The organism is Wenyingzhuangia sp. 2_MG-2023 (assembly GCF_030548295.1).
Classification (GTDB): domain Bacteria; phylum Bacteroidota; class Bacteroidia; order Flavobacteriales; family Flavobacteriaceae; genus Wenyingzhuangia.
The window spans coordinates 73,904-86,921 of the sequence record NZ_JAUOSB010000013.1; the positions used below are offsets into that span (position 1 = coordinate 73,904).

12 protein-coding genes are annotated in these 13,018 nt (G+C 30.3%); 7 read left to right on the forward strand and 5 right to left on the reverse strand.

The genetic code is table 11. From position 1 onward, the window contains the following. Positions 1-29 precede the first annotated feature (29 nt). From Q4548_RS12990 to Q4548_RS13015, 6 genes are all read left to right on the forward strand, one after another. Positions 30-1,187, forward strand: a complete 1,158-nt coding sequence (locus Q4548_RS12990) for a PAS domain-containing sensor histidine kinase (protein ID WP_303455721.1) — start codon at positions 30-32, stop codon at positions 1,185-1,187. Positions 1,188-1,215: 28 nt separating this feature from the next. Further along, on the forward strand, positions 1,216-2,262 hold the full coding sequence (locus Q4548_RS12995; RefSeq protein WP_303455723.1) for a response regulator: 1,047 nt from the start codon (positions 1,216-1,218) through the stop codon (positions 2,260-2,262). Between the two features lie 264 nt (positions 2,263-2,526). Further along, the gene (locus Q4548_RS13000) at positions 2,527-3,288 is read left to right on the forward strand and encodes a hypothetical protein (RefSeq protein ID WP_303455724.1); all 762 of its coding nucleotides are present in this window, start codon (positions 2,527-2,529) and stop codon (positions 3,286-3,288) included. Continuing rightward, positions 3,252-4,151, forward strand: a complete 900-nt coding sequence (locus tag Q4548_RS13005; RefSeq protein WP_303455725.1) for a mechanosensitive ion channel family protein — start codon at positions 3,252-3,254, stop codon at positions 4,149-4,151. Before Q4548_RS13000 ends, Q4548_RS13005 begins: the two co-directional genes overlap by 37 nt. 104 nt (positions 4,152-4,255) lie before the next feature. Beyond that, positions 4,256-5,302: an AI-2E family transporter gene (locus tag Q4548_RS13010; protein ID WP_303455726.1), complete on the forward strand. Its 1,047-nt coding sequence runs from the start codon at positions 4,256-4,258 to the stop codon at positions 5,300-5,302. Positions 5,303-5,400: 98 nt separating this feature from the next. Next, on the forward strand, positions 5,401-5,973 hold the full coding sequence (locus Q4548_RS13015) for a hypothetical protein (RefSeq protein WP_303455728.1): 573 nt from the start codon (positions 5,401-5,403) through the stop codon (positions 5,971-5,973). Positions 5,974-6,020: 47 nt separating this feature from the next. Here Q4548_RS13015 and Q4548_RS13020 read toward each other — a convergent pair whose 3' ends face one another. From Q4548_RS13020 to Q4548_RS13030, 3 genes are all read right to left on the reverse strand, one after another. Continuing rightward, positions 6,021-7,541 carry a GH3 auxin-responsive promoter family protein gene (locus Q4548_RS13020; RefSeq protein WP_303455730.1) on the reverse strand — a complete coding sequence of 507 codons (1,521 nt, stop codon included), beginning with the start codon at positions 7,539-7,541 and terminating at the stop codon, positions 6,021-6,023. Positions 7,542-7,572: 31 nt separating this feature from the next. Further along, a complete protein-coding gene (locus Q4548_RS13025; RefSeq protein WP_303455732.1) occupies positions 7,573-8,085 on the reverse strand; it encodes a Dps family protein in 513 nt (170 codons plus the stop codon). Positions 8,086-8,212: 127 nt separating this feature from the next. After that, positions 8,213-8,899, reverse strand: coding sequence for a Crp/Fnr family transcriptional regulator (locus tag Q4548_RS13030; protein ID WP_303455734.1), 687 nt, complete (start codon positions 8,897-8,899; stop codon positions 8,213-8,215). A gap of 147 nt (positions 8,900-9,046) precedes the next feature. On the opposite strand from Q4548_RS13030, the gene Q4548_RS13035 reads away from it, so the two are divergent. Beyond that, on the forward strand, positions 9,047-11,407 hold the full coding sequence (locus Q4548_RS13035; protein ID WP_303455736.1) for a heavy metal translocating P-type ATPase metal-binding domain-containing protein: 2,361 nt from the start codon (positions 9,047-9,049) through the stop codon (positions 11,405-11,407). A 129-nt stretch (positions 11,408-11,536) separates the two neighbouring features. Here the strand turns inward: Q4548_RS13035 and Q4548_RS13040 are convergent, their stop codons facing one another. Then, positions 11,537-12,196, reverse strand: coding sequence for a hypothetical protein (locus tag Q4548_RS13040; protein ID WP_303455738.1), 660 nt, complete (start codon positions 12,194-12,196; stop codon positions 11,537-11,539). 243 nt (positions 12,197-12,439) lie between these two features. After that, entirely contained in the window at positions 12,440-12,682 is a 243-nt protein-coding gene (locus tag Q4548_RS13045; RefSeq protein WP_303455740.1) for a hypothetical protein, read from the reverse strand. Between the last annotated feature and the right edge of the window lie 336 nt (positions 12,683-13,018).

Sequence of the window (13,018 nt, forward strand, 5' to 3'; positions counted from 1 at the left end):
TTTGATGAAATATCTATACGGCATAATTTATGATTGAAAATCACATCTACAGTGGTAAACTTGCATCGGTTCTTAATAGTGTTTTTCATGGCGTTTTGTTAACCAACCATGAGGGAATAATAGTGGACTATAATAAGTCAAGTTTACAGTTGTTGAAACAAACAACAAATTTAAGAGATAAAGAATTAAGTGATTTACTGCCGGTAGCATGTAAATTTAAATTTGAAAGATATTTTGAAAAATGTCAGAATTTTGAAACTAGAAAGTACAAACAATTTGAGTATAATTGTTTTTCGGATACAGGAGAATTGAGAGTTTTGGAATTGGATTGCAACCAAAATTTTATTTCTGAGGAAGATTCTGAAAAATATACAATTTGCGTTATAAGAGATATTACAGAACGTAAAAATGTAGAAGAAGAATTGGATTTACAAAAGCATGACAAAATAGAAAGTATAGATAGATTAGAAGGTAAGCAGGAGTTAAACGACATGAAATCAAGGTTTATAACAACAGCATCTCATGAGTTTAGAACACCTTTAGCTGGAATTTTATCTTCTATAGATTTGATAGAGCGTTATCTTAAAGTTGATGAAGATTTGTGGAGTCAATTTGTGCACAAGTCTAAAGTAGAATCCCATATTCTTAAAATCAAAACCTCTATAAAAACATTAACAGGAACTTTAAATCAATTTTTATCATTAGGGCAATTAGAAGAGGGGAGAATAGACTACAATGAAGAAGAATTTGATTTGAAAGAAACATTGCAAAACTTTATTGACGAGTTTGTTCCTTTGTTAAAAAAAGATCAGGTAATCAACTTTGAATTTAAGACAAATCAATCAAGAGTTCATTTGGATAAAAATATTTTAAGGCATGTGATGAACAATCTTTTGTCTAATGCCATTAAATATACGCCAGCGGGTAAAAACGTGGAGGTTTTATCATTCGTGAACGATCGTGAAATTCAGATTTCGGTAAGAGATGAGGGAATGGGAATTCCACCAGAAGATCAAAATAATTTGTTTAGAAGATTCTTTAGAGCCAAAAATGCAACAAACTTACAAGGTACTGGTCTTGGACTGAATATAGTTAGAAAATATGTTACATTGATGAATGGTAATATATCTTTTGAAAGTAAAGAAGGTGTTGGAACTGTTTTTACAGTTAAAATTCTTAAAAAATAAAAATTCAACATGAAAAAAAATTAAACCAATGATGAAAAAAATATTGTTAATAGAGGATGATCTGATAATGCGAGAGAATATTTCAGAACTAATTGAATTGGCAGGCTATGAGGTTGAGGTTGCTGAAAATGGAATGGTGGGTATTGAAAAAACAAAATCTTTTTTACCAGATCTTATTATTTGCGATGTTATGATGCCTGAATTAGATGGGTATGGAGTACTATATATTTTAAGCCAAAAACCAGAAACGGCAATTATCCCTTTTGTGTTTTTAACAGCTAAATCTGAAAAAGCAGATTTAAGAAAAGGAATGGAATTGGGGGCAGATGATTATTTGTTCAAGCCTTTTGAAAGCACAGAATTAATTAGAGTTATAGAAAATAGGTTAAAAAAAAACGAGTTACTTAAAAAACATTACGGTGCTAATAGTGGCGATGTTCACGCTTTTTTAGACGAAGCTAAAAAGGTCATTACTTTAGAAGATGTAAAAGATGACTCGCATGTTTTTAACTATGCTTCTAAAGAGTTTATTTACAAAGAAGGAGAACATGTTCATTTTGTATATTATATAGAAAAAGGAAGTGTTAAAACTTATAAGTTTAATGATGATGGTAAAGAATACATAACAGCTGTTTATAGTGAAGGACAGTTTTTTGGTTTTCAGGCTATTTTTGAAGATAGAACACACGAAGAAATTGCCGAAGCTCTGGAAAATACTGTATTGACTAAGATTTCTAAAAAAGATTTTTTAGCATTGATATATAACAATAGAGAAGTAGCGCAACAATTCATGAACATCATATCAAAAACATTAAGCTCCAAAGAAGAAGATTTAATGTTGATGGCTTATAGTTCTGTAAGAAAAAGAGTTTCAAAAAAACTTCAGGAGTTGTTGGCAAATACAGATGAAATTAGTTTGTTAAGAACAGATTTAGCTAAATTAACGGGAACTACTAAAGAGAGTTTGACAAGAACGTTAACGGAATTCAAAAACAGTAAAATTATCAAAACAGAAGGAAAGAAAATTATTTTAATTGATAGAGACAAGCTGCAAAAAATGGATCTGATATGGTAGTCTTGTTATAAAAAAAATATAAGATTAATGAAGTTGAATATGAAATTCTAAATTAAAAAAACATTATAAAAATAATTCCTGTAAGTGTGTTTATATTACAGGTTGTTTAATAAAACAAGAGCTTGTTTGAGAAATCAGATAGTCTCTTGTTTTTGTTTTTTTAAGTTGATAATAATCATGAGTTTTAATTGATTCAGGTCAATATAGCTAGCGTGTTATATAGCGAACTTTATAGTTGATTAACAACTCAATAAATGAACAATTATGCTTAAATTTAAAACGGATTTATCCAAAGAAGATTTTAAAGATTTGGCTCAAACTACAGATTTTAACTGTGTTTCTATTTATTGTCCTATACTCTCTCATATAAAAGTATCTAGAGAAAATTTTATTTTTCAAATACATGAAGTAGAACAAAGGTTATTGCAAGATGGAGTTCCTAATAGTTCTGCGCAAAATATCCTTAACCCTTTAGAATATATAGCAAATAATGATTCTATATGGAATGCCTATAGTTTAGAACAGTCAAAAACATTCGTTATCTTTATCAATGAAAACAGCATACAGAGTTATTTGATAAATACAGAAATTGATAGTTGTATGTATATTACAACAAATTATTATCTGTTGCCATTGATTAAAAAAGCATCTTCAGACAAATTGTTAGAAGATACTTTAAAAATTAAAAAAGTCATGTTAGATAAGGATGTAACTACAAATAGATTGGAAAAAGTTATACCTCTAGCTATGCAAGGAAAAATAGAAAGACTTTATGTTTCTGCAAGTGACGATGTTTTTGGTGTGTATGATGAAATCAATCAAACAACGATCATAGACAATGAGATGAATAGCACCAACATGTCTTTAATTAATTTTGCTGCAATTACAACTTACCAAAGAGGTGGAGATGTTTTTCTAGTAGATAATCCATTGGCAATGCCTGTAAAAGGAGTTCCAATTCAAGCAATCATAAAAGAAGAAAAAGAAACATGGGAATTTTCAACATTAGTAGATCCTATGAAATAGTAAAAGATAAATTACTGTCTTGGACAGAAGCATTAATATCAATGTTACCCAACATAGTACTGTGTATTGTGTTGTTAATTCTTTTCTATTTTATAGCTAAATTAGTTCGACTTTTAGTTCAAAAAGCAGCTAAAAAAATAAGTCACAACCAAGCATTGACCAACTTATTAGGTACAATTTCTTTCCTAATAGTTTTATCCATAGGTATTTTTGTAGCACTCAGTGTGTTAAAGTTAGACAAAGCTGTAACGTCTTTGTTGGCGGGGGCTGGGGTAATTGGATTGGCATTGAGTTTTGCTTTTCAAGATTCTGCAACTAATTTTATTTCTGGAGTCTTTATGGCTGTTAGAAAACCTTTTAGAATAGGAGACGTTATTGAAACTGCAGATGAAATGGGAATCGTAAAACAAATCAATTTAAGAAATATTTTGATGCACTCTTTTAACGGACAAGAGGTAATCATTCCTAATAAAGATGTTTTTCAAAATAAAATTAGAAATTATTCATCTTTACCTAACAGAAGAATTGAAATCAACTGTGGTGTTGCTTACGATTCCGATTTAGAAAAAGTAATCAAAGTAGGTGAGTCTACGATTAGTGCTTTAGATTTTGTAAACGAATCTAGAGGAGTAGATATTTTTTTTAATGAATATGCTGGTAGCTCTATAAATTTCACATTATATTTTTGGATTGATGCCAACGACCAACCAGGTTTTTTAAAAGCAAGAAACGATGCTATCATCGCACTGAAAAAAGCTTTTGATGAAAATAATATTGGAATTCCATTTCCAATCAGAACTTTGGACATCAATACAAGTCAATGGAAAGAAGTGTTTTTAAGGAACAATGGAGAAGAAGAATAGAACAATGGTACTGCTTTTAGTAGTATCATTGTTCATTTTGTAAAATAATCAAATGTTGCGAGACGACAATTTAAAAGTTTGTAGTTTCAACAAAAAACAAATAGATGAAATTTATTAAACTTACATACTTACAATACGCTACTTACATACTAATTTTTGCTACACTTTGTGTGTATGCTATTGTAAAATGTAAGTTTGTTTTAGCTCCTTTAACCATTGCATTGTTGATTAGTTTGGCATTGAGTTCTGTATTGTCAAAAGTAAAATCAGTTTTAAAATCAAATTTTTTATCAGTAACTGTTGTCACTGTTTTATTGATTGCTTTTTTAACACTAGTTCTTATGTTGATTAGTTCTCAAGTGGCAGATTTTTATGACAACTATCCAAATATCAGTGATAAAATTCTAGCCTTGTTAAATAAAATTGAAGATTATTTTGAAGGATTGTTAGGAATTAAAAATATAGATGTTTTACAAGCTACTGAAGAAAACAAAGAGCAACTCATCAGTTCTGGCTCCTCTGTTTTGTTCTCTTTGTTCGGTAATGTAGGCGGTTTGATTTCTTATATTACATTTGTTCCTTTGTATATTTTTCTTATTTTATTATACAAAGAAAAAATTAAAGACTTTTTGAAAAGATTGTTTCAACCTATGCAAATTAAGTACAAACCTGTATTTGATGAAGTAACTACTTTGGTGCAAAATTATTTGAAAGGATTGTTTTTGGTGATGCTTATTTTAGGATTTGCAAACTCCATTGGGTTGTTAATTTTGGGTGTTCCTTATTCTTTTGTTTTAGGATTTATGGTTGCCTTTTTAGGAATTATTCCTTACATAGGAATCACCATTGGTAGTTTTTTGGTTTTGTTTGTTTCGTTTGTAATCAATGGATCGGTACCACAATTGATTTATATTTCTATTCTGTTTGCAGTTATTCAGTTTATTGAGGGGAATTTTATCACTCCTAAAATTATTGGTGATAAAATTAACTTGAACCCTTTGTTAGCAATTATTGTTTTATTGATTGGAGAGCAGTTGTGGGGAATTGTAGGTATGATTGTTGCGCTACCTTTAGCAGCAATACTATTTATTATTGTTAATAATCTGAAAGAAACTACTTTTCGAAAACCCAAAACCACTGCTACACAATGAGATTCTTAAAAAGAAAGAACTTCATAATAAGTATAATAGTTTTATCATTAGTCATGTTTTCTCAGTATGGGAATTCAAAAGATGAAAATAGCAATAAGATGCAAGTAAATTTTCACAACATAGAAAGTGATATAATCAAGGAAAATTTTATCACAGTTTTTAAAAAATACAATCAGCTACACAAATATAAAATTAATGTTTATCAGAAAAATATAGGAGCAACTACCATGAAAGCTCAACCTGTTATAAGTTTTTCTAATTTGATAAGAGGAGTAAAGGAGTATAAAATTGTGGTTGGTGAATCTTTAAAAGACACCGATATCAAATTAAGCAGTGTGCCTTCTGGAGTTTTACAAGGTTGGTTTGCCCATGAATTGGGACATGTTTCAGATTATGAACAACATTCTAATATGGGAATGCTGTGGTATGCTATTAAATATGTTATTAGCAAATCGTTTAAGAAAAAAGTAGAACATACGGCAGATTATATTGCACTAAAAAAAGGATTTAAAAAACAGCTACTAAAAACCAAACGATACATTCTTTTGAGTGATATTTTCTCAGAACAGTATCTGATCAATATCAATCAGTATTATTTGTCTATAAAAGATGTAGAAGATTATATAGAAGAGGATGAGGATGTAACATTATCTAAAATGTTTCATGAATAAACACTGTTCCTCAAATTCTTGAATTTTTAGAACAGTGTTTGGATTTTTTAAGAGTTTAGAAATTTCAGATAGGCTCTCAGTTTTTCTTCCTTCATTACTTTTGGAGTTTTTATTTGTCCACCATTTTTCTTTTCAGATTTTAAATATTCGTGGTATTTCTCTTTACTTATTTTTATTAGTTTTACACCACTAAGAGCTTTTTGTCTTGCTACTTTATAGTTTTTGTTAGCTTCTTTTAATTTTTTATCCATAAAATCAGTACATTTTTTTTCGTCCAATTCTTGGTCGGTAACCAAAATCCATTGGTGATAAAAATCTTCATTTTCTTGGATAGCTCCCACAGTATATTCGTTAATTTCTACATCAAACTCTTTAGAAGCTTCTAAAATTGCTTTGTCTAATTTTTCTTCGGAAAGCTGAGATCCCACTACGTTTAAAAAGAACTTTGTGCGACCTGTAATTTTAATTTCATGATTTTCAATATCTGTAAACTCAATAGTGTCTCCAACCATATATCTCCAAGTTCCAGAACTAGTACTTACCAAAAGTGCATATTCTATATTTTTTTCAACATCTTCTATAGATACTACTTTTGGTTTTTTTAAGATGTTTCCTGTTTCGTCAAATCCATCACTGTTGAAAGGAACAAACTCATAAAAAATATCATGATTCAAAGCCAACTTCATGCTCATGGTATCTGGTCTTGCAGTGTATGCAAAAAATCCTTCAGAAGCTAAATAAGTATCTAGAACGGTTATTTCTTTTCCGCAAACTTTTTCAAAAGAACTTCTATAGGTTTCAAAAGCCACACCACCGCTAGAGTATATAGTAAAGTCTGGCCAAATTTCATGAATGTTATTCAATCCGTTTTTTTCTATAATAGCTTTTAGAACTTCTAAAATCCACGAGGGAATTCCAGCAATAGCACCAATATCCCAATTAGGAGCTTCTTCTGCTATTCTTGCTTTTCTTTCTTCCCAATCATCAATAGCTGCTATTTCTTTTCCTGGTCTGTAAAAGGTATCGTACCAATCTGGAAAATTACTTACGTTAATTCCGCTTATTTCACCTTCTCTAAAACCCCGTTTGTGTTTTTTTAGTTTGGCAGAACTACTCAACATAAAAATTTCTTTTTCAAATACATGACTAGGAAAGTCAAAATTAGACAAGTCTTTAACCATAGAGGCTCCAACGCTTCTTACCGATGAAATATAATCACTAGTTACAGGAATTCGTTTGCTTTTTTTACCTGTAGTTCCACTACTTTTTGCAAAATAATTTGGTTTTCCTGGCCAAGTAATATCTGGATTGCTTTGTTGCTGTTTCCACCATTTTTGGTTGATGCTAGCATAGTTGAAAATGGGGACTATTTTTTGATACTCTTGAATGATGTCATCATGATCCAAAATTGCTAGAAAGTTGTAATATTTTCCAAAAGAAGTGTCTTTTGCAGTGGTTAAAAGTTTTCTTAATTGATCTTTTTGGTGTTCAGTTGCAGTTTTAGAATCAAAACTTAACGTGTCAATAGTGTCAATTGCAGTTTTTATAATACTTCCAATAATTGCCATAGGTAGGGTTGTAATTAATAATTAAAAAAAATTAAGAGAGTACACTTTTTTCGGTTTTCATAAATGCAGTCAACATCCAATGTGTTTTTTCCATTTGTCTAATAAAAGAGTTCATCATGTCTTGTGTGCCTCGATCTTTGATGTTTTCGGCAGCAGAACTAACATCGTTCATTTGATTTAAAAGAATTTCAAAATCGTTTAAAATTTCTTTTACCATTTCTGTAGCTGTTAACGGATCGTGGATTTCTGTAATTTTAGAGGTTTCCAAATAAGAAGTCAATGTGCCTATTGGCTTTTTTCCAAAAACTCTAATGCGTTCTGCTACTTCATCAATATTTAATTTTACAATATTGTATTGTGTTTCAAATTTTTCGTGGATTTCAAAAAAATCAGGCCCCACAACATTCCAATGAAAATTTCTTAACTTTTGATAATGTACATGATACGAAGCCAAAAGCTTGTTAAGAGCAGATACAATTTCTGCGGTTTCTAAATGTGTAAATCCTAGTTTTGCAAATGGTTTTGCTTTTTCTAATGAATCCATATTTAAGTGTGTTTTATAGGTTACTCAAATTTAAGGATTTATGTTTTTGGGATTTTTGAGAAAATAGGTTTCCAGTATTGATGTGTATCAATAAGTAATGCGCAATATTTAAAAAGACAGAAACAGATTACATACCTTCTGCTATTTTTAGCAATTCGGTTTCGTCTAAAATAGTAATTGATTTCCCCTTTAATTCTATCATTTTGTCTTTTTTAAAAGAGGATAAGATACGAATAGCAGATTCTGTAGCAGTTCCTACAGAACTTGCAATCTCTTTTCTGCTTAGCTGAATTTTAATGGTATTATCTTCTGTTACGCCATAAGTATCTTTTAAAAACAAAATCAAATCTGCCATGCGTTGGTGAACCGTGTTGGTAGATATATTGGTGATGGCATTGTTTGCTTCTTTCAAATCACTACAAACTGTTTTGAAAATAGCTGTAGAAAACTTAGGGTTTTCTTCCAATGGTTTTTTAATCAAACTTTGAGGAATAAAACAAGCAGAGACTTCATTCAATGCGGTTACTGTTATGGTATTTGCTTCGTTGGTAATGGCAGAATGGTAACCAATCAAATCTCCTTTTTTAGAGAATTTTACAATTTGCTCTTTTCCATTTGCATTCAATTGTGAAAGCTTACAAACTCCATCTTTAATACAGTAAACACCAGAAACAAATTTACCTTCATTAAAAATAATTTCTCCTTTTTTAAACACATGAACATCCTTAGCATCAGAGATGTCTTTCAACTCCTCTTTATTTAAAGCATTTAAGTTGTTAAATTGTTTTACCAAGCATTGTTCACATCTACTCACAGCAAATATTTTTAGAGGGTTCATAGTAAAACAAATTTACAAAATTTGAGTTTGAATTTACAGGATGTCACAAAATTATATGATAATAATCATTGGTATAGTTGTGTGTTTTGATGATTTTTGTGTTTAAAATAATAATAAGGATTGATGGAAGAAACAACCTGCTATCATTGCGGTGATGCTGTGGTAGAACTTGTGGAGTTTGACGCTAAACAGTTTTGTTGTAACGGTTGTAAAACGGTTTACGAAATTTTTTCTGCAAATGATCTTACAGATTATTATAGTTTGGAAAAAACTCCTGGGACTAGTCCTGATGCTTTTCAAGGAAAATATAGTTTTTTATCCAATCCGGCAGTAGTAGATAAATTGCTAGATTTTAAAGAAGAAGGTGTTCAAATTGTAACGTTGTATATTCCTAAAATTCATTGTAGTTCTTGTGTTTGGGTTTTAGAAAATCTGCAAAAGTTAGAGACTAGAGTGATCAATTCTCGTGTACATTTTTCTAAAAAAACGGTACAGATTACTTATAATAATGAGCTTACTTTGTTGCAGTTGGTAGAGTTGCTGGCAACAATAGGATACGATCCTTATATCAGTTTAGAGGATGGTGAAAAACATCAAAAAACTGATAAAACAAGTGTTTATAAACTTACAGTGGCGGGTTTTGCCTTTGGAAACACCATGTTTCTTTCTTTTCCTGATTATTTTGGGAAATCGGATGTTTGGCTAGAACATTATCAACCGTTGTTTACTTTTCTAATGTTGTTATTTTCTTTACCAGTAGTTTTTTATGCAGGTAATGACTATCTAATTTCCGCGTACAAAGGGTTGAAAAAGAAAATACTTAATATAGATGTTCCTATCAGTATGGGAATTGTTGTGTTGTTTGTAAGAAGTTGTTACGAATATTTTACTGCTACAGGGCAAGGTTATTTTGATAGTTTGTCAGGCTTGATTTTTTTCTTATTAATAGGAAAGTTCTTTCAAAAAAAGACATATGATTTTTTGTCTTTTGAACGTGATTTCAAATCCTATTTTCCAATAGCGGTTACTACTTTGGTAGATGGTAAGGAGGTAATTGTTCCTGTAAATGAAGTAAATGTAAACGATGTGCTGTGTATCCGAAACCAAGAGATTGTTCCTACGGATGGAATTGTACTCAAAGGAAAACCATTGCTAGATTATAGTTTTGTAACTGGCGAGTCTAATTTAATTTCCAAACAATCTGGGGACAAGGTTTTTGCAGGAGGAAAACACCAGGGAGAAACCATTACTATAGAGGTTACCAAAACAGTAGATCAGAGTTATTTAACCAAGTTATGGAGTCAAAATTCTTATCACCAAACATCAGGGTTGACTCATATTACCGATGCTGTAAGTCAATATTTTACTTGGGGACTTTTGTTGATAATGTTGGTTGCTACTATTTTTTGGTTTTTTGTAGATAAAACTCAAATTGTAAATGTGGTGTCTTCTATTCTAATTGTTGCATGTCCTTGTGCTTTGGCTTTATCAGCACCTTTTACTTTGGGGAATGTGTTGCGAATTTTGGGTAAAAAAGGATTTTATTTGAAAGATAGCTCTGTTATTGAAGAAATAGCAAATATACAAACCTTGTATTTTGATAAAACGGGGACATTGACCACTAGAAATCAGCACAATTTTGATTATGTGGGAGAAGTTCTTACAGAAATAGAATTATCAATGGTCAAGTCATTGGTTAAAAATTCCAATCATCCTTTGAGTAGAACTTTGTATAAAAAAATAAAAGCTTCTGTTGTAGAGATTGAGAGTTTCAAAGAAATAGAGGGGAATGGGTTGCAAGGTAAGTTTGAAGGTGTAGAAATAAAAGTCGGTTCAGCAGCATTTGTCCAAGCTAATGAAAGTGATCCAAGAGAAAGTAGGGTGTATGTTTGTGTCAATCAAAAAGTAAAAGGATATTTTAGGTTCAATAACTCTTACCGAACTAATATTTTTAAGACTTTGCAGAATTTGTCTAAAAAATATCAGGTTCATGTTTTGTCTGGGGATAACGATGGAGAATTGGTTTTTTTAAGCGAGAATTTATCTAAAGCTTCGGGGTTTTATTTTCATCAATCTCCTCAAGATAAGTTGAATCGTATCAAAATAAGTCAAGATAATAAGGAGTCCGTAATGATGGTAGGTGATGGGCTTAACGATGCAGGTGCTTTGTTACAAGCTCAAGTAGGAATTGCAGTGGCTGAAGACATCAATGTTTTTTCCCCGGCAAGTGATGCTATCATTGATGCTAAAAAATTAATACAATTGCCAAATTTTATAAGATTGTGTAAACAAAGTTTATCGGTAGTAAAAGTCAGTTTTGTTCTATCTATTCTGTACAACGTTGTGGGATTGTATTTTGCAATTTCAGGATTGTTAACACCTTTAATTGCTGCTATATTAATGCCTTTAAGTTCTATCACTATTGTGGTTTTTGTAACAGTCGTTACCAATTTTATGGGCAAGCAATATTTGAAAGAAAAATGATGATAAGTTTTTAAAAAGGGAAAATTCTCAATATAGATGCTGTGTATAAATAAGAAAAAGTGTCCGTTCGAGAGTTTTTTGATAGAAAAAATATTTCAGGTTTTACTTCAAATGCACAGCAGGTATTTCTTATTTAGAAACACTACTTTTTATTTTAGGGATTCTAATGCTATAAACTTCTTTGATCATACTCTTACGAATCTTTTTTACGTGACTGTAAAAGTTGAAAATGTCTTCTTTGTTAGCTGTATATTTTCTATAAGAGTAAGCAAATAGAATCAGAAATGGTTCAGACCTTTTTTGCTTAATGTAACGATAGACACTCCATTCAAAAACACCATTGGTTTCACTAATGAGAAAATCAATAATAACTTCGTTGTTCCTTTTGTCATTAAATACTTGATAATCAATAACAGGGTTTTTTGCTTTTAACTCTTCTAATTCTCGTATCTTTAGGTTAAGCGCATCGCTTACAGTGTAATTACCACTAATGGCTTCAATCAGAATTTTTTCAGTATAATTTGTCAGATCCTCTTCAGGTAACAGATATTCTTGTTTGTAATATATGGGCACAGGATGTATTCCCCATGTAAGAGTGTATTCAGTATCATAAAATTCAATATCTTCTCCAATCAATAAATAGTCTTGACTGGCCGAAACAACGTCTTCTTCAATAGTATTGGTTGCTAAAGAATCAATCACTATTTCCTGACTTTTTACAGAAGAAAAGTATAAGGTACAAATCGTTAAGACAATTGTAGTTTTGTTAAAAAATGAAAGTTGATCCATAACTTGGAATGTTCTTTTTACAGTTGTTTAAACGATTTACAAATAAAATGGATTAATTTTTTTGTAAAAATTTTCGAAAATAAAAATAGGTGATTTTTTTCAACTCTTAATAGAAAATAGATATATTTTACGATGAGTTTGTATCATTAATAGGGTGTAAGTAAATATACATCCGAATAAAACCATTTTTTAATTCTCATAAGGAGTAAAAATTGTTAAATATATAAGTTGTGTAATTAACGCTTAACCAAAAATTCTATTGATTAGTTTTTTACTAGCGTTTTTAATTTTCCATTCTCCAGAATATCTATTTATATATAGTATTGCCTTTTCTCGATTGATTTCTTGAATAATCGTAGTGTCTCTACTCCTTAAAAAGCGGAGAACCTTTTCTGAAATCGCTTTAGATCTTTCGTATTTGTGTAAGTTAGGGTTGCTTATTTCTATGCTGCCGTCAAAAATTACAATATTTTTAATAGTTTCCATGCTTTGTTAAATTTTGTTTGACAGCATTAATTTACTCAAAAATAAAAACATACACAACTAATGATTAAGATAGGTATTTGTTTAAAATATAGATTCAGTTATAGTATTATAGTAGCGGGTTGTATTAAAAGGATGATAATAACCGTAATGCTAAATTAATTTCAATACTTAGCCATTAAGTGTGTAAAATGGTTGTTATTCCCTGTTAATGAGCAAGACTTTCGATTTTATGAATGATTAAAAGATTGATAATTATGATATTAAGAAATAATTTAAAAAAAGGTTAAAAAAGATAGTTGTAGATAAGTAATAGTTGTGTATCTTTGCACCCGCAAC

Coding starts and splice junctions, on each gene's coding strand:
- Q4548_RS13025 (WP_303455732.1), bottom strand. CDS start 8,085: ATGGATTCATTAGAAAAAGCAAAACCATTTGCAAAACTAGGATTTACA.
- Q4548_RS13035 (WP_303455736.1), top strand. CDS start 9,047: ATGGAAGAAACAACCTGCTATCATTGCGGTGATGCTGTGGTAGAACTT.
- Q4548_RS13005 (WP_303455725.1), top strand. CDS start 3,252: ATGGGAATTTTCAACATTAGTAGATCCTATGAAATAGTAAAAGATAAA.
- Q4548_RS13010 (WP_303455726.1), top strand. CDS start 4,256: ATGAAATTTATTAAACTTACATACTTACAATACGCTACTTACATACTA.
- Q4548_RS13000 (WP_303455724.1), top strand. CDS start 2,527: ATGCTTAAATTTAAAACGGATTTATCCAAAGAAGATTTTAAAGATTTG.
- Q4548_RS13015 (WP_303455728.1), top strand. CDS start 5,401: ATGCAAGTAAATTTTCACAACATAGAAAGTGATATAATCAAGGAAAAT.
- Q4548_RS13045 (WP_303455740.1), bottom strand. CDS start 12,682: ATGGAAACTATTAAAAATATTGTAATTTTTGACGGCAGCATAGAAATA.
- Q4548_RS13040 (WP_303455738.1), bottom strand. CDS start 12,196: ATGGATCAACTTTCATTTTTTAACAAAACTACAATTGTCTTAACGATT.
- Q4548_RS12995 (WP_303455723.1), top strand. CDS start 1,216: ATGATGAAAAAAATATTGTTAATAGAGGATGATCTGATAATGCGAGAG.
- Q4548_RS12990 (WP_303455721.1), top strand. CDS start 30: ATGATTGAAAATCACATCTACAGTGGTAAACTTGCATCGGTTCTTAAT.
- Q4548_RS13020 (WP_303455730.1), bottom strand. CDS start 7,541: ATGGCAATTATTGGAAGTATTATAAAAACTGCAATTGACACTATTGAC.